Origin of the sequence: Cocleimonas flava (assembly GCF_004339015.1) — a bacterium.
GTDB classification, from domain to species: domain Bacteria; phylum Pseudomonadota; class Gammaproteobacteria; order Thiotrichales; family Thiotrichaceae; genus Cocleimonas; species Cocleimonas flava.
In genome coordinates, this window is record NZ_SMFQ01000002.1 from 1,154,361 (window position 1) to 1,173,753 (window position 19,393).

19 protein-coding genes are annotated in these 19,393 nt (G+C 41.4%); 7 read left to right on the forward strand and 12 right to left on the reverse strand.

Going from position 1 to position 19,393, the window contains the following annotated elements; genetic code table 11:
• Positions 1 to 10: 10 nt before the first annotated feature.
• The 3 genes from prlC (at position 11) to EV695_RS05245 (ending at position 3,853) form a co-directional block, all read left to right on the forward strand.
• Positions 11 to 2,047 carry an oligopeptidase A gene (prlC, locus tag EV695_RS05235; protein ID WP_131904840.1) on the forward strand — a complete coding sequence of 679 codons (2,037 nt, stop codon included), beginning with the start codon at positions 11 to 13 and terminating at the stop codon, positions 2,045 to 2,047.
• Positions 2,044 to 2,877 (forward strand): exodeoxyribonuclease III, encoded by an 834-nt coding sequence (gene xth, locus EV695_RS05240; RefSeq protein ID WP_131904841.1) that lies wholly within the window; start codon positions 2,044 to 2,046, stop codon positions 2,875 to 2,877. Before prlC ends, xth begins: the two co-directional genes overlap by 4 nt.
• Positions 2,878 to 2,965: 88 nt before the next feature.
• Positions 2,966 to 3,853, forward strand: a complete 888-nt coding sequence (locus EV695_RS05245) for a DMT family transporter (protein ID WP_131904842.1) — start codon at positions 2,966 to 2,968, stop codon at positions 3,851 to 3,853.
• Positions 3,854 to 3,930: 77 nt separating this feature from the next.
• Here EV695_RS05245 and EV695_RS05250 read toward each other — a convergent pair whose 3' ends face one another.
• The 3 genes from EV695_RS05250 to EV695_RS05260 all read right to left on the reverse strand — a co-directional run bounded on the left by EV695_RS05250 (position 3,931) and on the right by EV695_RS05260 (position 7,351).
• Positions 3,931 to 5,145, reverse strand: a complete 1,215-nt coding sequence (locus tag EV695_RS05250) for an N-acetylmuramoyl-L-alanine amidase (protein ID WP_131904843.1) — start codon at positions 5,143 to 5,145, stop codon at positions 3,931 to 3,933.
• 167 nt (positions 5,146 to 5,312) lie between these two features.
• Positions 5,313 to 5,759, reverse strand: coding sequence for a tRNA (adenosine(37)-N6)-threonylcarbamoyltransferase complex ATPase subunit type 1 TsaE (gene tsaE / locus EV695_RS05255; RefSeq protein ID WP_131904844.1), 447 nt, complete (start codon positions 5,757 to 5,759; stop codon positions 5,313 to 5,315).
• A 71-nt stretch (positions 5,760 to 5,830) separates the two neighbouring features.
• Complete coding sequence (locus EV695_RS05260; RefSeq protein WP_131904845.1) at positions 5,831 to 7,351, reverse strand: NAD(P)H-hydrate dehydratase; 1,521 nt, start codon at positions 7,349 to 7,351, stop codon at positions 5,831 to 5,833.
• A gap of 33 nt (positions 7,352 to 7,384) precedes the next feature.
• Here EV695_RS05260 and queG point away from each other — a divergent pair, with 33 nt between their 5' ends.
• The 3 genes from queG to EV695_RS05275 all read left to right on the forward strand — a co-directional run bounded on the left by queG (position 7,385) and on the right by EV695_RS05275 (position 10,894).
• Positions 7,385 to 8,440: a tRNA epoxyqueuosine(34) reductase QueG gene (queG, locus tag EV695_RS05265; RefSeq protein WP_131904846.1), complete on the forward strand. Its 1,056-nt coding sequence runs from the start codon at positions 7,385 to 7,387 to the stop codon at positions 8,438 to 8,440.
• A 256-nt stretch (positions 8,441 to 8,696) separates the two neighbouring features.
• On the forward strand, positions 8,697 to 9,920 hold the full coding sequence (locus EV695_RS05270; protein WP_243651473.1) for a S1 family peptidase: 1,224 nt from the start codon (positions 8,697 to 8,699) through the stop codon (positions 9,918 to 9,920).
• A complete protein-coding gene (locus EV695_RS05275; protein ID WP_131904848.1) occupies positions 9,908 to 10,894 on the forward strand; it encodes an FHA domain-containing protein in 987 nt (328 codons plus the stop codon). The genes EV695_RS05270 and EV695_RS05275 overlap by 13 nt, the downstream gene beginning before the upstream one ends.
• Before the next feature lie 41 nt (positions 10,895 to 10,935).
• Here EV695_RS05275 and rarD read toward each other — a convergent pair whose 3' ends face one another.
• Positions 10,936 to 11,829, reverse strand: a complete 894-nt coding sequence (gene rarD, locus EV695_RS05280; protein WP_131904849.1) for an EamA family transporter RarD — start codon at positions 11,827 to 11,829, stop codon at positions 10,936 to 10,938.
• Between the two features lie 479 nt (positions 11,830 to 12,308).
• Entirely contained in the window at positions 12,309 to 13,514 is a 1,206-nt protein-coding gene (locus tag EV695_RS05285; RefSeq protein WP_131904850.1) for an ankyrin repeat domain-containing protein, read from the reverse strand.
• A 253-nt stretch (positions 13,515 to 13,767) separates the two neighbouring features.
• On the opposite strand from EV695_RS05285, the gene EV695_RS05290 reads away from it, so the two are divergent.
• Positions 13,768 to 14,280 (forward strand): rhodanese-like domain-containing protein, encoded by a 513-nt coding sequence (locus tag EV695_RS05290; RefSeq protein ID WP_131904851.1) that lies wholly within the window; start codon positions 13,768 to 13,770, stop codon positions 14,278 to 14,280.
• 103 nt (positions 14,281 to 14,383) lie between these two features.
• Here EV695_RS05290 and EV695_RS05295 read toward each other — a convergent pair whose 3' ends face one another.
• From EV695_RS05295 to EV695_RS05325, 7 genes are all read right to left on the reverse strand, one after another.
• Positions 14,384 to 15,568, reverse strand: coding sequence for a hypothetical protein (locus EV695_RS05295; RefSeq protein WP_243651474.1), 1,185 nt, complete (start codon positions 15,566 to 15,568; stop codon positions 14,384 to 14,386).
• A 67-nt stretch (positions 15,569 to 15,635) separates the two neighbouring features.
• Positions 15,636 to 16,778: a cation diffusion facilitator family transporter gene (locus EV695_RS05300; RefSeq protein WP_131904852.1), complete on the reverse strand. Its 1,143-nt coding sequence runs from the start codon at positions 16,776 to 16,778 to the stop codon at positions 15,636 to 15,638.
• Positions 16,779 to 16,787: 9 nt separating this feature from the next.
• Positions 16,788 to 17,051, reverse strand: a complete 264-nt coding sequence (locus tag EV695_RS05305; protein WP_131904853.1) for a sulfurtransferase TusA family protein — start codon at positions 17,049 to 17,051, stop codon at positions 16,788 to 16,790.
• 9 nt (positions 17,052 to 17,060) lie between these two features.
• Positions 17,061 to 17,294, reverse strand: a complete 234-nt coding sequence (locus EV695_RS05310; RefSeq protein WP_131904854.1) for a BolA family protein — start codon at positions 17,292 to 17,294, stop codon at positions 17,061 to 17,063.
• A gap of 235 nt (positions 17,295 to 17,529) precedes the next feature.
• Positions 17,530 to 18,021, reverse strand: a complete 492-nt coding sequence (locus tag EV695_RS05315) for a hypothetical protein (RefSeq protein WP_131904855.1) — start codon at positions 18,019 to 18,021, stop codon at positions 17,530 to 17,532.
• Positions 18,018 to 18,677, reverse strand: coding sequence for a hypothetical protein (locus tag EV695_RS05320; RefSeq protein ID WP_131904856.1), 660 nt, complete (start codon positions 18,675 to 18,677; stop codon positions 18,018 to 18,020). Before EV695_RS05320 ends, EV695_RS05315 begins: the two co-directional genes overlap by 4 nt.
• 3 nt (positions 18,678 to 18,680) lie before the next feature.
• Complete coding sequence (locus EV695_RS05325) at positions 18,681 to 19,328, reverse strand: MotA/TolQ/ExbB proton channel family protein (RefSeq protein ID WP_131904857.1); 648 nt, start codon at positions 19,326 to 19,328, stop codon at positions 18,681 to 18,683.
• Positions 19,329 to 19,393: the final 65 nt, after the last annotated feature.

Consider the following 19,393-nt stretch of genomic DNA (forward strand, 5'->3'; position numbering starts at 1 on the left):
AGAAAAACAAATGAATTCTCCATTATTAGATATAAAAGATCTTCCAGAATTTTCAAAAATACAAGCTGAGCAGATTGAGCCAGCGCTTGATGAGTTAATAAAAGAAGCGCGAGAGCTTACCCAAACGTTGCTAGATGAAAACACAGAATACACCTGGGCGAACTTAATTGAGCCACTAGAAACAGTTGATAACAAATTAAGTCGCATGTGGTCACCAATTAGCCATATGAACGGGGTTGTGAACTCTCCTGAACTTCGTGATGCATACAACGCTTGTTTGCCAAAACTAAGCGAATACAGCACCGAAATGGGACAGAACAAAGCGCTATTTAAAGCAATCGAACAAATTCAAACGAATGCAGATGCATTAGGTCTTGATGATGCGCAACGCAAGTCACTGGAAGATTCAATCAAAGGCTTTCGTCTATCTGGCGTCGATCTCGAAAGCGATAAGAAAAAGCGTTATGGAGAAATCAGCAAAGAGCTTTCAACACTGACTTCTAAGTACTCAGATAATGTTTTAGACGCGAGCAATGCCTGGACGAAATTGCTGACTGATAAATCAGCTTTGAAAGGTTTGCCAGATACTGCAATAGAGCAAGCAGCAGAAGCCGCTAAGCAAAGAGATGCCGAAGGCTGGATGTTAACGCTGGAATTTCCATCTTACTATGCAGTAATGACCTATGCGGATGATCGCGAATTACGTGCTGAAATGTATCGTGCCTATAGTACGCGCGCTTCAGATCAGGGAGATAATGAAGCATTGGATAATAGCCAGAACATGGAAAAGATCTTACAGCTTCGTCAAGAAAAAGCGCAGTTATTAGGTTTTGATAGCTATGCAAATTTATCTCTAGATACAAAGATGGCAGAATCACCAGAACAAGTTCTGAAGTTTCTCTCTGAACTAGCTGAAAAATCTTTGCCGTTTGCAAAAAAAGAATACGAAGAGTTAAAGCAATTTGCCGAAGAAGAAGTCGGTATATCGGATCTTCAGGCTTGGGACGTGGGCTATGTTAGCGAAAAACTGAAACAGCAACGTTACAGCATTAGTGATGAAGATTTAAAGCCATATTTCCCTGTTGATAATGTATTGGATGGTTTGTTTGAGTTAGTTGAGAAACTCTATAACGTTAAGATCACGCAAAATAAAGATCAGGAAAGCTGGCACCCAGATGTACGTTTTTTCCATATCAATGATGCACAAGGTAACTTGAAAGCTCGTTTCTATTTGGATTTATATGCACGCCAGAACAAACGTGGCGGCGCATGGATGGCTGATTTCTGTAGCCGTTTTAAAATGGTGGATAAGCTACAAACACCCGTCGCATTTATGACGTGTAACTCAGCACCACCTGCAGGCGGCAAGCCAGCGTTATTCACGCACGATGAAGTGATTACATTATTCCACGAGTTTGGCCATGGCTTGCACCACATGATGACTCAGGTAGATTATCTGGATATTTCTGGTATCAGCGGTGTTGAGTGGGATGCAGTAGAACTTCCTAGTCAGTTTATGGAAAACTGGTGTTGGCAGCGTGAAGCGCTGGATATGTTTGCAGCACATTACGAAACGGGTGAAAAAATACCTGATGAGTTATTCGATAAAATGCAGGCGGCAAGACATTTCCAGAGTGCCATGGGTATGGTGCGTCAATTAGAATTTTCGATGTTCGATATGCGTCTCCACATGGATACTTCAATCAAAACATCGCAGCAAGTTCAGGATGTGTTAAATAAAACACGTGATGAAGTTGCGGTAATACACCCCCCCACTTTCAACCGTTTTCAGCATGGTTTCTCACACATCTTTGCGGGTGGTTATGCGGCGGGTTACTACAGCTATAAATGGGCTGAAGTGCTGTCTGCTGATGCTTTTTCGAGATTCGAGGAAGAAGGTTTATTCAATGAAACAGTGGGTAAAGCCTTTCTTACAGAAATTCTTGAAGTGGGTGGTTCGCGTCCGGCAATCGATTCTTTCAAAGCGTTTAGAGGCAGAGAGCCAAAAGTCGACGCCTTACTCAAGCATTCTGGATTGGCAGCATGAGTGAGAGTAGTCCCAGAATCTCTAAAGAAACCAGTATCTATGGCGATAAGTTCAAAATAGCGAGTTGGAATGTCAACTCGCTGAAGGTTCGTTTGCCTCATGTGGAACAGTGGTTGAAAAAAGCAGAGCCAGATATTTTGGTACTGCAAGAAACGAAAACGATCGATGAAAATTTCCCTGCTGAAGAAATTCAGAATATGGGCTATCAGGTCGTATTCTCAGGGCAAAAAACCTATAACGGTGTGGCAATACTCTGCAAAGATGAGTATTTGATTGAAGATGTGGTGATGGATCTTCCTGATCTGGATGATCCACAGCGTCGCATTTTAGCGGCAACTATCAATGGTATTCGCATTCTTGATTTGTATGTGGTGAATGGTTCGGAAGTGGGCTCGGAGAAATTTGAATACAAACTCCATTGGCTTGAAAAAGTAACCAACTGGATTGAAGAACAATCTAAGCAATACAAGAAATTTGTCATTTTGGGTGATTTTAATATCGCCCCTAAAGATAGAGATGTGCATAATCCTAAGTCCTGGCATGAGAAGATTCTCTGTTCTACGCCTGAACGCAATGCCTTACAGAAAATTCTTGATCTCGGTTTTGCAGATTCTTTCCGTTTGTTTGAGCAAGAAGACGAAACCTATAGTTGGTGGGATTATCGCAGCGGTGGCTTTGATAAAAACATGGGCTTACGTATTGATCTGGTTTTATCCAGTAAGCTTCTGGCCGAGCAATGCACCGCGAGTTATGTGGACCCTGAACCACGTGGTTGGGAAAGACCATCGGATCACGCACCAGTAGTGAGTGAGTATCGAAATCTCAAATGAATCTAGGCATTAAAAAAGTGCCTCAAAGTAGGGGGGTGGCTTTAATATTTATAGTTAAACACTCTTTTCTGCTTTAAGTATTTAGTTAATGAGCAATAAGTTTAAAGGAACCCTGTTTGTCTTAATTTGCGTGGCTCTTTGGGCGTTAATTCCGGTGGTTGCTAAGCTGGGTCAGGCGAGCTTGGATAATCACCAGTTTTTGTTTTGGTCGAGCCTGGTTTCTTTGATTGTTCTAAGCCTTACCGCTGTTATAAAAGGCGATATGTCTGAGCTGGGTAGTTATTCTCTGAAAGAATGGCTGTACTATGCTTTTTTAGGTTTGCTCGGCACGTATATTTACTATCTATTTCTTTATCTTGGTTATGCTAAAGCAGTAGGGATGGAAGTGTTGGTGATTCAATACACCTGGCCAATTTTCATCCTTGTACTTTCCTTATTTATTTTAAAAGAACAGCTTACCATCAGAAAAACAATCGCTATCGCCTTGGGTTTTATCGGCGTTATGCTGGTATTAACCAAGGGTGAGTTCGAAAACGTTCAGCTGAATAATCTTACGGTAATTTCATTAGTTGCTGCTGGGTCATTTTGTTTTGCACTGTTTTCTGTGCTTAGTAAAAATATCAAGCGACGAGCGCCGTTAGTAGTGATTAGCATTTATTTTCTGTCGGCAACATTGGCATCACTAATTTCGATGTTGTATTTCTCAGAGTTTGCTGTTCCATCTTCGGCTGAAATCATGCCAATTCTGTTAAATGGCATTCTTGTTAATGGATTTTCTTATCTATTTTGGTTGATGGCTTTAAGATCGGCTGAAGCATCGTATCTTGCGCCTTTCACCTTCATTACACCGGTGTTATCAGCAATCTACCTAATTGTATTCTTTGATGAGCCGATGCTGGGAATCTATCTGGTTGGTTTAGCTTGTGTAATTGTGGGAGGCTTGGTGAATAGCCTTGGTGCTTCAAAGAAAGCTTAAAAGCATTTCTTGCAGGCAAAAAAAAGCCGCTTAAAGCGGCTAAATTCACATCGAAGGAAATCATTATTATTAGAAGTTTAGCTATATTGAGAATCAATATCCTGTAAAGCCACCTGGTAGCGACGTATTCCTTTAAAGATCGCTTTGGCTAATTTTTCTTGGTGTCGTGCAGTTTTCAGGCGTTTTTCTTCCTGAGGGTTGCTGATAAATGCTGTTTCAATTAAAACGGAAGGAATATCAGGAGACTTCAAAACGACAAAACCTGCGCTTTCAACACGGCTTCTAAGTAAATTGTTTACGCTGCCTAGTTCTTTAAGCACTCCGTTCGCAATCTCCAGACTTTTAGTGGTGGTTGCCTCTTGTGCCAGACCCACAACTATTGAGTTTAGTGTTTTATTTTTGTGTAAGCGTGCGCCTGCAATTTTTGTCTCGTATGAGTTTTCACTCTTAGCAAGTAATCTAGCCGCTTCACTGGTAGCCCCTTTGTCCGACAATATGTAGACAGACGAGCCTGTTAATTTGCGACTAGGGTTAGCATCTGCATGTATCGATATAAAAAGATCTGCTCTGTTCTTTCTCGCTTTTTCGATACGTTTACGCAATGTAACGTAATAATCACCATCGCGAATCAAGACACCGCGCATACCCGGCTGTCGATCGATTTGTTTTTTCAGGCGTTTAGCAATTTGGAGCGCTACATTTTTTTCTTTTGTGCCGCGTTTGCCTACAGCGCCAGGGTCTCTACCGCCATGGCCAGCATCAATTGCTATTACGATTGGCTTTCTAATCACCCCCCCACTTACAGCGCTTATCGCCTGGCGGGTTTTTTGTTCGACTGATTTAGGTGCCTGTTTAGGGCTCAGTGCGACTTCAAGGAAAAAGCTTTTGTTATTCGCACTCATTCTGGATGATGGGTGCGCCTGTTGAGCCATGTCTAAAACAACACGATAGTCATTCTTGTTGCGTCTGGCATCTCTTAGTTTATTGATGAGTTGCTTAGAAGCCGCAGTGTTGCGATTTAATTTGAGTTTAGTGAGCGACGTTGTATCAAGAAAATCTATAACGACTCGATCTGGATTTTTTAACGTCGAAACTTTGTGGCGCACGGATTTATCAAGCTCAAATATAAGCTTTTGGCTTCCTTTAGCACCTTGCTTAAGAGAGACTGATTTGATATTCGCGCTGCGACCTTTAGCGAAAGTATGAGGTGCCACGCTAGTTGCTCCAGCGACACCTAATATTTTGCCTAATCTCAGTACGAAGTCTCTACGCTTCTGACTGGTAGTATCCATATTCCCCAATGATTTGTGAGTATCAAAGCCCTATCCGATATTCACATTCAAATGTTATAAGTATGTAGTTTGTAAAACACGAGCTGAAAATTATTTTTATTACTCGCGGTTTGTTTATATAGTAAAACTCAGTAGAGACTTAAATTCAAGTGATTTTTACTATAATTTCATAAGTCTTTGTTTTTAATCGTTATAGATGGTTTTGTAATTATCTCTCTCTGCGTATCTCGATAGAGAATATCGATAATTAAATCAGGCTCAGGAAGGAATCCTTGTGCTTTTTCAGGCCATTCTACAAGGCATAAAGCATCACTATTCCAGTATTCTCTACCGCCGATATATTCGAGTTCTTCAGGGTCAGCTAATCGATAAAGATCAAAATGATAAATCATCCGATCTTTGATTTGATAGGGTTCGACGAGCGTGTAAGTGGGACTTTTTACAGTGCCTTGAAAACCAAGGCTTCTGAGTAAGCCTCGTACTAAGGTTGTTTTGCCCGCGCCGAGATCTCCATTGAGGAAAACCATGCCGCCTTTGGGAAATTTTTCTGCAATTTGTCCACCAAAACTCATCATTTCGTTTTCATCGTGGATGATTTGTTTATCTGTCATCATTATCTTTCATAATTAATTGTCATCTTATCTGCCACTTATATTTTATCTTCATTGTTTATCTTAATTTAGCTTCAGTGTATGGCTGATAATTTGTTGTTCAAGAGTGCTCTCAAGTGAGGGAATAAATCACTGGCTAACATGCCTATTTCACCATTTTCGGCCGCTAAATCAGCGGCATGTGCATGGAGCTCAACCCCAACCGTTGCTGCATCAAAGATATCTAGCCCTTGAGCAACTAATGCTCCGATAATGCCGCTTAAAACATCTCCCATACCACCACTAGCCATTCCGGGGTTTCCATGGGTACACACGAATGTTTCACGACCATTACTGATTAATGTACCTGCGCCTTTAAGAATAATGGCACCCCCGTACTTACAGTGCATTTTTTTACTGCTTGAAAACCTGTCGGATTCAATTTCTTTGGTAGTTGTCTGCAATAGGCGCGAAGCTTCTTTGGGGTGCGGAGTTAGTATCCAGTTGTCTTTTTTGATGGGTTGTTCAGACAGTAAATTTAACGCATCTGCATCCATAATGATGGGTTGACTGGCGTTGATAGCATGTGAAAATAATTGTCGAGCCCATGGTGATTTTCCTAATCCGGGTCCTAGTACGATGGTAGTTGCTTTCGTTATAAGCTCATCAAGCTCTTGTGGTTCTTCAACGCCTTTTACCATCATTTCAGGTCTTGTCGCGTTAATATAATGCGCATGAGAAGGGTGTGTAGCGACATGCACTAAACCAGCACCAGAACGCAAGCAGGCTTCTGCAGCAAGTCGAATCGCTCCTGGCATACCTTCGCCGCCGCCAATTAACAAGACACTGCCGAAATTGCCTTTATGGCTGCAGCGAGGACGGGGTGTGATGGTATTGGTAATAATGTTTTCAGGAATGAGGTGTGTATTGGATTTTGTGCTTAATTGTTCATACACAGAAGTGGGTACTCCCAGATTATCAAAGATGAGTTGACCAACTTGATCCCTTGCTTGTCCGGTAAATAAGCCACGTTTCAGGCCGATATACGTTACCGTTAAATCTGCTTTAATACATGCGCCAAGAATCTGACCCGTATCAGAACTCAAACCAGACGGAATATCGACAGCGACTTTTTTCGCTGAACTTTGATTAACGGCATCAAAAAAGCCTATCCAATCATCTTTTACATTGCGAGTGAGTCCCGTACCTAAAATGGCATCTACAATCACATCAGCGTTCAAAAGTGTTTCTTCAAATTCAGCAGAAATCCCCCCAGCTTTGATGAATACATCTTTGGCAAGTAGTGCGTCGCCTTGTATGGCGTTGACATCCCCCAATTGAATAAGGGTAGTTTTTAGTCCTGCCTTTATGGCAAGCGTAGCAATTACATAACCATCGCCACCATTATTACCAGCACCACATAAAACACATACTGATTTACAATCTGGGTATGAATTTAGTATCGCGTCAAATGTTGCTTGAGCGGCTCTTTGCATTAAAGTAAACCCTGGAATGCCGAAGTCCTGTATTGCTATTCGATCTAGTTCTCTGGTTTGATCGGTACGATACAAGGTCGACACGGTTGATAAAGTAGATAAATTACGTGGTTTAGACATCACAATGCTATTATTACTGCTGGGTTTAAAGGAATGACATTGAATAATATCACGCAAATAAAACTTAAGCAGTGGGCACAACAACTGGGATTTCAGGGGTTGGGCGTGAGTGGTATTGATTTATCCACTCAAGAGAAGTATCTGAAGCGCTGGTTAGCAAACGGTTCTCATGGTGATATGGAGTGGATGGAGCGTCATGGCAATAAAAGAACACGCCCTGAAGAACTCGAAGAAGGGACCATGAGTGTCATCAGCGTGCGTATGGATTATTTGCCGCCACAAACCGTTGACCCAATCATGGTGCTGAATCACCCAGAGCGCGCTTACGTTTCCCGTTATGCTTTAGGCAGGGATTATCACAAGATCATGCGCAAGAAGCTGGAAAAGCTCGCGAAGAAAATCAATGAAGAACTCAGTGACTCCGAGCAAATGCAGTACCGTGTGTTTGTTGATAGCGCGCCTGTCATGGAAAAACCAATCGCGGTGAAAGCAGGTCTGGGCTGGATGGGTAAACATACCAATATTTTGAGCCAGAATGTTGGGTCATGGTTTTTTCTTGGTGAAATATATACCAATTTGCCATTAACTGAATCCCAGGCAGTTGATAATCATTGCGGAGATTGTACGGCGTGTATTGATGTTTGTCCGACCAAAGCGATTATCAAACCCTATGAATTAGATGCCAGACGCTGTATTTCTTATTTAACCATCGAGCATAAAGGCGTTATTCCTGTGGAATTTAGAGAGCCCATGGGAAATAGAATTTATGGTTGCGATGACTGTCAATTGATCTGTCCGTGGAATCGTTTTGCTGTAGATACCAAAGAATCAGACTTTTCAACGCGAAATAACCTTGATTCTGCAAGCTTATTAAGCCTCTTTGCGTGGAGTGAAGAAGCCTTTTTAAAGAATCTGGAAGGGTCTGCAATTAGACGAATTGGCTATGAGCGATGGCAAAGGAATATCTCCATTGCGCTAGGAAACGCGCCCTCATCAGAGAAAATTATCACTGCCTTAAACGCCAAATATGAGGTCTCATCCGAGATGGTTCGAGAACATATCTCTTGGGCACTTCAGCGCTTAAAATGATCCATCTGGCGAAATATTGATCAGTAAAGCTGGTATGTATTAGAATGTTGGCATATCTTACGCTGAACTTCTATCTATTGTGATGTTCTTAATAGCTGCGACATAATTATCAATTCTGTTATGCAAATATAACGATTTTGATTGTTGCTACTCTTTAAACAGTTGCAACGCTATAAGTCCTTCAAAAACCATCGATAAAACGAGAAACCAGGGAATGCTAAAAAAATCTTTGCTGATCTTGCTTCTGAGCTTTTTAATGAGCGCTCAAGCACAAGTAAATGCTGAATTGAATACTGCAAACATCTACACCAACGTTGAAAAATCAGTCTATCAAATACGTGTAATAAATAAAGAAACGGGAAAAAAATCAAGCATAGGTTCTGGTTTTGTTGTCACTAAAGATAATATCCTGGCGACTAACTATCATGTAGTTAGCGAATACATTAACGATCCTGATGTTTTCTCTTTAGAGTTTCTATCAACGACTGGTGCAACAGGTCCTTTAGAGTTAGTTGATTTCGATATCGTTCATGATCTTGCTGTCGTCAAAGCGAATCAACCAATGGGTGTTCCGTTAAGAATTTCTTACCTACCTGAAAAAGGCGCTAGCTTATATTCATTAGGAAACCCAATGGATTTGGGTTTTACCATCATCAAAGGCACCAATAACGGTATTTTAACCAAAGACGAAGACGGTAATATTCTGTTTTCTGGAAGCTTGAACCCAGGCATGAGTGGCGGTCCAACCCTTGATGAAACAGGCAATATCATCGGTATCAATGTTGCTACATCGGGCAATGATATTAGTTTTCTGGTTCCTGCAGAGTATTTAACGGTCGTGTTGGATCGTTTGAAAGAAACTAGCTTTGAAGCCGTAAGCGATCGTTTTGCACATAGTTCCGGTCAATTGCTGGCTAATTCAAAAAAAATCGTGAACAAGATGCTAAATAATAAATGGAGTGGTACCAAAATCGGTTCATTCGTGGTGCCGGCAGAAGTCGATAAATCGATCCGTTGTTGGGATGCGAGTAGAACACCAAAGAAAGATGATCTATTCCGCACGTATTTCACGCGTTGTTCTAATGAAGACAATATCTTTATTTCTAGCCGATTGAATGTTGGCAGTATCAATTATGAATATATGTGGCTAGAAACGGAAAAACTCTCGCCGACACGTTTCTACCGTCGTTATGAAAAAGTGAATAGCAGTGTTATTGGGGGGCATGCTGGTAAGCGTGATGTGACTAACTTCTCTTGTCATACTGATTTCACTAAGATTGGTGATCATGATTTTAAAACGTCTGTTTGTCGAAGAGATTACCTTAAATATACAGGTTTGAGCGATATGCTCTTTACCACCGCACTGGTTGGTCAAAAAGATAAAGGTTTTCTTTTCAATCTGGATTTAACAGGTACAGACCCTAAAGCCGCATTAGCATTATTTCAAAGCATGCTGGAGAAATTCAAATGGCAAAACTAATTCTTGAAACGATTCAGCGTGGCGTTCATCACTATCATAAAGTTGACTCATTTCCGGTAACGGTTGGTCGTGCTTTTGATAACGACGTTATCATTCAGGATGTTACGATCTCTCCTCATCATGTGGTGATTGATCAGGAAGGTGATGATCTCTACATACAAAACCTATCAACGGAGAATGGCACAAAACTTCGTAAAAAAGCGATGGGTGATGAGCGCGTAAAAATTGAAGCGCCGACTAGTTTTCAAATGAGTGGTGTCAAAGCTAGATTGCTACCGATAGATATGCCGGTTGAAAGTACGCATGTTAAAGATTGTAGCGGTTTTTTCTGTATCTTCAGTAATCCACTTTGGGCGATTGGGCTTTTACTGGCAACGATTGCCATGTTCTTCTACGAGCGTTATGTAACTACGCCCGTTCCCAAAGAAATATTCTTTTATCTAAATACCGTATTGCCATCGATATGGATAATTCTGGGTATTACCGTTGTTATTTCTGGCATTAGCCGTATTTCGACGCATCGCTGGGAAATTATCCCTGCGATTAGTATTTCCGCATTGATATTTTTATTGCCCCAAGTCTTTGAATACATTGGTCATTACGCAGCTTATCTGCTTACAGAGGATTCTGTGGGCTTGTGGTTAAAATATGCGGCTAAATTTATTGTGATCCCAGCGCTTATTGCAGTATTCATTGTGAAGACTATACATGCTAAGTGGTTGCCTGCTGCAGGGATTGCAGTACTCGTATACTCGCCATTCCTTGCTTATCAGGTATTGATTCTTGTTGATGAGTTATCACTGAAATCTGGTTTTTCTGAAGTGCCTTCATACAGTCAGACACTGTTACCTAGTGATACCCGTTTAAATGCAACAATCTCTTTGGATCAGTTCATCAAAGAAGCAGATAGAGAAACGACCCGAGATGTTGAGCAGATGTTAACGGAGGCTAAGAAGAAGGAACAAGAGTCTTAGTTGCTGTAAAAAAACTGCCCAAAGTAGGGGGGTGACTTTATCTAAGTACTTTCCCTGTTTGGTTCTATTTTCGCTTGTCGGCTCAATAGCGAGAATGTATAGAGTACCAAGCCAATCCAGATTCCACTGAACCCTATTAACTGATCTGTGTTAACCGTTTCTTTAAAGATAAATGCGCCGATCAGGAATTGCATCGTTGGCGTAATATAAAAAAGAATACCCGAAGTCGTCATTGGTAATAAACGCGCACCAGCGGTGAATAAAACCAAAGGAACAACCGTCACTAAACCGGCTAAGCCCAGAAATATATCAGTATTCAAATCCAGGTTTAGAAAAACAGCTTCACCACTGATTTCGATATAAACCAGATAACCCAAAGAAAGCGGGACTAACAGCAAGGTCTCGACCAAAAGCCCGGGTACTGCAGAGGTTTTAATGAATTTTCTTAAGATGCCATAGGCGGCGAAACTAAAGCCAACCACAAGCCCAATCCAGGGAAATACTTCCACGCTAAAAATGTAATACAGCACGCCTAAGGTAGCGAAGGTTATCGCCAGCTTGCGCAAAGGACCTAGTTGTTCTTTAAAGATGACTAAGCCGCCGAGGACATGAAGCAAAGGGCTTAAAAAATATCCCATGCTCGCTTCAACCACCCGATCATTATTTACAGCGTATACGTAAACACCCCAATTGATAGTAATCAGGATAGAGGTCAGTAATAGCCAGCCGAGCTCGCGTTTATTTTTTAAGGTGGAGAAAAAGTCCGATCGCCAGCTTGTGATGAGAACAACAAAAAGAATAAGTACAGGAACAGACCACAGCATGCGGTGTGATAAAACTTCAAAGGCTGGCACATGTTTCACAAGTGCCCAGTAAAGTGGGAATAAGCCCCAGCCAACGTACCCCAATAATATTAGTATTATGCCTTTATTCATAGGCAAGCATTATAGGACACTAATGTCATATTAACTGCTTTGTGAGCGGCTTAATTAGGTGGTAGATGCCTGAATAAGAGCAACTCCACGATACACTTTATAGATATCAATATGTTACGTTTCCAAACAACACTGTAAGTACAAGAACTTTGCGTGTTTTGAAAGACTTTATTTTACATGGCAGCATAATTGGCAATACCAGAAACGCTAGTTTGAACGATAACTAGCTTTCGCCAAGAGATTAAATTAATTCCTTGGCGCAGTATTTTGATATGCCGTTGATATTAAATAAATGTACTAAAAAACATCACCCAGCTGAAGATGATTAAACCAACGATAAGAATTGAAGGAAATGTGAAATCCCACATAATAAACTCCGATAACTAACTATTTAACGAAGTTTAAATTTACACCTATGCGATTTTTAGAATAATGACTTGGGTCAATACTTTGATTTTTTTTATTATTTAAGTCAGTTTTTACTTGAATACTTTAATCACTTCATCATGTTTGAGGTGACGAGCCAACCCTTTAGGGGTAATGCCGTCACTATTAGATGAGTTTCTGCTTAAACCTCTGCCAATCAAGTATGCAGCGGTTTCAGGGTGTCCAAAACGAGCAGCTTCATGTAATGCTGTCCACTTCTTCTTTGTTTTGGCGTTAAGTTTTGCCCCTTTTGATAGCAGAAGCTTTACGACGTCTAACCGACCTTTAGCTGCAGCTTCGTGCAAAGGTGTTTCATCGTATTGATCTCGCGCATTTACGTTGGCGCCATTTTCGATAATGGCGCGTGCAAAGCCAAGTTGTCCATTAGCAGCTGCTTTGTGCAATAAAGATTCGCCGATACTATCGGTGATGTTTACATCTGCGCCATTGCTGGCTAATAGATTAGCGATGCTCACATTGCCGTTTCTTAAAACCACTTGAAGAGGTGTGCCTTTCTGGCTGCCAGTGTTTGCATTGGCACCAAACTTTAATAGTTTTTCTACAACATCTACTTGTGCCTTTGCAATTGCAAGGTGAAGTGGGTTTCCGCCTCTGCCGGTTTTATTAGGATCGGCTCTGTAATAAAGCAGTTTGTTGATAATGCCAGTCTGGTTTCTCTCAATAGCATTTAGTAGGGGTGTTTCGCCCGCATTACTTGATTTGTCCGGATCAGCGCCATTTTCTAAAAGCAGTTGAACATTACTATCACTGCCTTGGTCTACGGCTACTAGTAATGGCGTGCGTCCTCCACGGTTCGTCGCGTTAACGTCTGCACCGTAAAGTACAAGTTTGTCGGCGATATCATACATTCGTAGTCGAAGTGCGGTGTATAGAACAGGTTCGCCGTTCGCCGCAATTGTATTTGCATCAGCGCCTTGTTTAAGGAAACGTTCTGCTTCTTTTTTTCTCGCAGCCATTAAGTTGTCTGCGAACGCTTTGTTAGAAACGGGATTAGCATTAGGACGACCAGGTATTTTACGTTTTCGTAAACTGCCGTATTTTGATTCAACTTTCTTTTCTGGCTTGGCCTCGGCGCCTTCCTCAGAACTTTTACTGTCCGAAGACGAGGTTGAATCTGCAGATGATTCCGCAGTTGCATCTTCCGAACTTGTAGATTTAATACCAGCTCCCCCGCAACCTGCGAGAAAAGTGATTGTAAAAAATACACTGAAAATAATTCGTAATGAATTAGCTGACATTACTCCACCCTTATTAGATTACCGCTTGATTAGCGGTCTGTTTTTGCCCCTTAGTGGTCGACATAATAGCCAAAATAGTGAATTCTGTCATTTAGAATTCATCTCAATTTGTAATATCGAGTGATACAAAAAAGTATTTTTATCAATATATTGGAAAATATTGGGTAATTTTAACCCTTAAATCCTTATTAGATTTATATATGCCTTTTATAAGACGATATACTTCAGCGCATTAATATATCTGGAGTTCAGAATGAATAACATCAAACCAATAGTTTTAGGTGGTTTTTTATTAAGTTTTTTAACCGCGTGTAATGCCAATACCAATGCTGATAAAAGCGTTGAAATACAATCAACCAAAGCAGCCAATGTAGAAAAGGTAAACACAAAGGGGGCCGATCCTATTCCTCAGCCTGGTGGTTATAGCAATATAGATAATGCTAAATTGAAAGAGCTGGCTCAGCAAGGCGTGCTATTAGTGGATATTCGTCGTAAAGAAGAGTGGCAACAAACGGGAATTATTGAAGGCAGTAATACTATTACCTTTTTCGATAGAACCGGTAATATCAATCCGAATTTTGTACCAGAATTCACCGCGCTAGCTAAGCCGAATCAGCCAGTGATGCTCATTTGTCGCACAGGTAATCGTACTCAGGCAGCGAGCCGAGCGATTGCAGAACAGCTTGGTTATCGAAATGTGATGAATGTAACGAATGGCATTACTGGATGGATGGCTGAAAGACGTCCGATTTCGTCTTTTAACTAATCTGTAGTGTTAATTAGCCACCCCCCTACTTACAGGCACTTTTTTAGAAAGTGATATCAATAAGTCACATCAATAGGTCACATCAATAGGGGGTGGCATTGTTTTATCTGCAAGCTACAAATTTACCATTAGGCCAACATGGCGCAGAAATGGCTTCACCCAGATTAGCCGCAATCAATCTTTCTCTGGCTTCTAATAATCTTTCTACCAGCGCAGCTTCTTTTTTCGAATAAGCATCGGTGTCTTCAACGCGATTGATGACCAATCCTAATAATTCTGTAATCGCATTGCCGACAGAATTTTGAGAAATGGTTACAATCAAGCGGCCTTTATCGTCCCGGTAAAGAATTTGCTTATAAGCAGGGCGCCAACGAATATCATTGGCAAATTGTGGGTCCTGTATAACTTGCTCGCGAAGGTCTCTGGCAACCCGTAAAAAACGATTACTGCTAAGCAGCACATCCGATATTTGAGCAGGGAAATTTGCATTGGGTGGAATCTGTTCTTCGCCGGTTGCGACTAAAGTAAAAAATGTTTGATAGAAATCCAGAAAGCCTCTCAAAACTTGTTCGAACTCATACCAAAAGTATTGGTCGTTGAGTTTCTTGGCGCCTCCTGTTAACTCCCAGCTTGGTAGACCTTGAGGGTAACCGGTGAGTGATAATGCGCAATCTTCTGAAGGCAAGAACGATAGCAGTTGTAAATCAAGAACTTCTAGAAATTCGTGGTAAACGTCGCTTAAATGCCTTAAAAAGAGGGTGTTGTGTCCACTATCGGTTAGGTTGGGGTTGTTTGCATCCGTTAATTTTGCTGCTTTGATATCAGCAATGGGGAATACCATAAAATGATTGTGTATCATTCTAATGCTTGGAACACCGGGTTTATTTAACGGCCAGGTTGAGTCTAGGCTGGCTTCACCGCAAAGGATTAAATGTTGTTCTGGGTCGGGGTATTTTTCCAGCATATATTCGATCAATATGGTGGTCATTTTTGCCCAGACTTTCTTCTGTTGACGGCTCATTTGATCACGGCGCACAGGACGGCCAAGCGGGTCGAGTATTCGTCTGGATGTGTCTAAAATAATTGAAGTATCGAACTCGGTACTGTGGCCGATTAATTTGCGATACATCAGTAAATCTTCAGGGGTTCTGAATAAACCGTTTTCTTCGGCGAGGTTTTTCAAGTTGGCGGCGCTATTGAAAAATTCTGCGCGCGACATGCCATCGGGTATCTTGAGCGACATTGATGGCCTGGGTGTGACTATTTCTCTAGGTTGTAGCGCAATCATGGCTTTTCCCTGCTTCTTTATAGTTTCACTTTGTTTTGGTATTCGTCTTTAAATATTGCTGCTGTCTTTAATCCATTCGATAGAGCATGGTTAATGACCTAATTTCATCAAAACTTTCACAGGTTTCTTTAAGTGCTTGAATGGTTTCACCAGGGAGCTGTGCATTTACAATGATTTCAAGTTCGATTTTACCCTTGATGTAGTGCAAATTAATATTATGTACAGCCTGATCAATATTCAGCGTTTGCAACACTGGGTAGACCTTCACCATGAGCTCGTGGCGATTCGGTAATGTTTTGGATAACGAAGAAACCTCGTCATCTTCCGGGTCTATATGAACAGTAATATCATTCATTTCAGGAAAGTTACGGCGTAATTTAGTGATGACGCTATCCGCAATATGGTGCCCTTCCGAAACGCTTAAATAAGGATTTACCTGCACGTGAATATCACCTAAAACCGAATCTCCCATTTTTCGAGTTCGTAGCATGTGCATTTCTTCTACACCCTCTATCTCCCCGATAAATGATTTGATTTCATCGGTTTTCTCAGGCTCCCATGCAGTATCCACCAGTTCCATGGTGCTATCCATAATGAGCTTTAAGCCCATGTAGAAAATCATCATGGCGACAATGATCGCGGCTGCGGCATCAAGCCAGGGGATTTTTAAAAAGACACTGCCCGCAACACCGATCGCAACCAGGATTGAAGAGATCGCATCCGACCTGTGATGCCATGCATTCGCTTTTAACAGTTTGGAGTCGACTCGCTTGGCGACACTCATGGTGTAGTGGTAAAGACCTTCTTTGCTGATAATCGCAAGTGCTACAAAGAGTAACGCTAAAGGTTTCGGTTGCAATAATGTTTCGGGTTGCATTAAGCGGTTAATGGCATTCATCGCGATACCAATTGCAACAGAACCGAGAGCAATGCCAAGAATGACGGTTGCCACCGTTTCAAAGCGACCGTGCCCATAAGGATGGTCTTCATCTGCATCTTTAGAAGCTGCTTTTGCCGCAAACAATACAACAAAGTCACTCGCTAAATCAGACAGTGTGTGAACACCATCTGCAATTAATGCTTGAGATTGTGCAAAAAAACCACCAAGCAATTGTGCGATAGATAATAACGCATTAACTGCCACCCCTATGAGTGTTACATTGCGGGTGGCTGTATAGCGTGCTTGTTTTTTTTCTTGAGTTTCCGCCATTGGACGTTTTTAGCTGTCGAGGCAGATCTGGACTAGAATGTGATACTCATCATCTTTTTCGTATTTTTCGATGACTTTATGGCCGTGCACTTTGGACCAGGCAGGGATATCATATAACGTGCCAGGGTCCGTACATTTTACTGCTAGATAGTCACCGTCTGCTTCTGGTCCTAATTCAACGATTTTTTTTTGTACTTTAATCACCGGCATTGGGCAAAGTAAATGCCGCGCATCCAGATCATGTGTCGTTATATTTTCGTTATTCGAGGTCATTTTTATTTACTACGCTTCGTCTGGTGTTTTTGCCGTAATTGTAAGCGCATGTAATTCACCCGATGTAATTGCTGAATTTACTGCCGCGTATACCGCTTGGTGGCGTTTTAAAGTATTTAGCCCTTCAAACGTATCACTAATTACTGTCGTTTCGTATTTGTAGCCATCACCATCCACGGTTACAGTTGCACCTGGAATGCCTGTTTCGATGAGTTTGGTTACATCTTCGTTGCTAATACTCATTTTTATCCTTAATACTGAAAGTTCTAAAAAAATCTAAAAAACAATGCGCTAGATTATAAGTTACCTAAGTCTAGATTTATAGCTGTACCTAAGTTATCGATCGTTTGAGGTAGTTCTCTAAATATTATTAAGACAATAAGGTATTGAAAACACACCCCCCTACTTTAAGCGACTTTTTATTTTGCTGTTTAAAATGAGCGAAGGAATTTATACAGGCCTCAGACTCTTTTTTACGCTATTTTTTTGGAGGGAGTCGCTTTCGTGGAGCATTACGGAAACCCAGTTTCATATTACCCCCAATACTGACACCGCTTTGCCCTGAACTTTGATCGTACAAAAGCCCGATTTGTCTTCTGCCTTGGGAAATTCTGCGTTTGGTATCAAATAGTTTTTTATGTAATTCCCGTGAATAAGCTAATACATAAGACCGTGGAGGCCCATTATCTTCCGGTCTAACCCATAAATGTATATTGCCTTCGATATCTTTTAATGGGTTAGGTTCCTGAATATCTGCACTGATGAGTTCAAATTGTGTTGGTAAGGTTTGATCTGAAGGCCAGCCTTTGCTTTCCTGAAGTCCTGTCCAATGTAAAAAGTAAACAAGCGGCAGCAACATAGCCAGAATAATTTTACTTAACACCGAGAGTCGCTTGCCAAAGCCCAACCATGCAACAAAAACAATAAGACTGATATAACTGATGCTTATAAGAATGAGATAGCTATTCATTCTGGCTTACCTAACATTGCATCAGGTATCAGTGAAGGCATGTGATCCAGAGAATAGGGCGTTAATTCAATCGGTAGTTTACTAATGTTGTGTACGCTGCCATCTTCTTTAATGGTGAATCTTACGGCGGTCTTTTCCTGATTCACTTTATCCAGGTTTATGGTTTGTCGGTAGACAGTTTCGTACTTGGGGTTAATTCGATCGACACGAATATCCACCGGAACTGGTTCGCGAGATTTCTTCGTGTAGTAAAAAAGATTGACGATGTATTCGCCTGCATTGCGTTTGCGGATGGTGATGATTTCCTGATTGATGGGATGGATTTCCTCTTTACCATCTATCATCAAGGTGTCATTGAGTTCGCCCCTATCATCACGCTCTAAATGTAACCAGCCTGTTTCTTTTTCCAGATATGAAACAGTATGACCGGTAGGTGCTCGCATCCATAAATCGATGTCATCTTCGAGATCTTGTGGCCAGGTGGCAGAAATAATGTACTCGGCTTGTTTTTCGACTTTGGCTTGATCCGCTTTCGGGTTGATAAACAATAGACTGACTAAAAATAAAAAGCTGAAGCCCATTAAGGTATTGAAAAGCAGGTCTATGAAAGGATCTACTTTGGGTGTATTTCGGCTTTGCTTATAGAGGCTTGGCATGGTCTATTGCTTGGGTGTTTGCATCCCCAGTTCTATAATTTTACTCACTAGGGTATCTGCACAACGGTCTAACCATTGGCACTGAAGACTCACCAACAAGCCGCAGCCTAAGCCAGAAAGCGTGGTATAGAGGGCGACCTGCATGCCACTCCCCATCGTACCCAGAAGCTGTTGTAAGGCTTGAATATCATTGTCCTTAAGTTGGTAAACGGTACTTAGCATTAGGACGAAACCGATTACTGTGCCGATTAATCCCAGCCGCATTAACACGTCAGAAAAGAACCAGCCATTGACATGCCCCCGATGAATTTTCTCGATAAGTCTCGCAAGTAACGGTTCTGATTCATTGTGAGCTTGTTGCCGCTGGAAATGTAATAACGAGAGATGCTCCGACGCCCAACTCTTGTCAATCTTGCCATCATCTGAGTAATTTTGGGTGAACTGTAGTTGCCTGGAAAGTTGCCAGGAGGCAAATCCTAAGTAGAGAGTAATGATGATGAATAAAAGTAAAATGATAGAAGAAAGATAGGTGATATCGTTTTCTACCAGTTGTTGAAATAGACCGAAGTCCCAGAGTAAATAACTACTGAATAGAATTACGCCGGTCATTAGTAACCAGCCATAGAAAGGGTAGTAGCTATCACGTGTCATAACAGAGCCTTTGGTTTTAAAGTGTAAAAATCAAGCTTGTATTGCCATTAAGACTAGCAAATGGT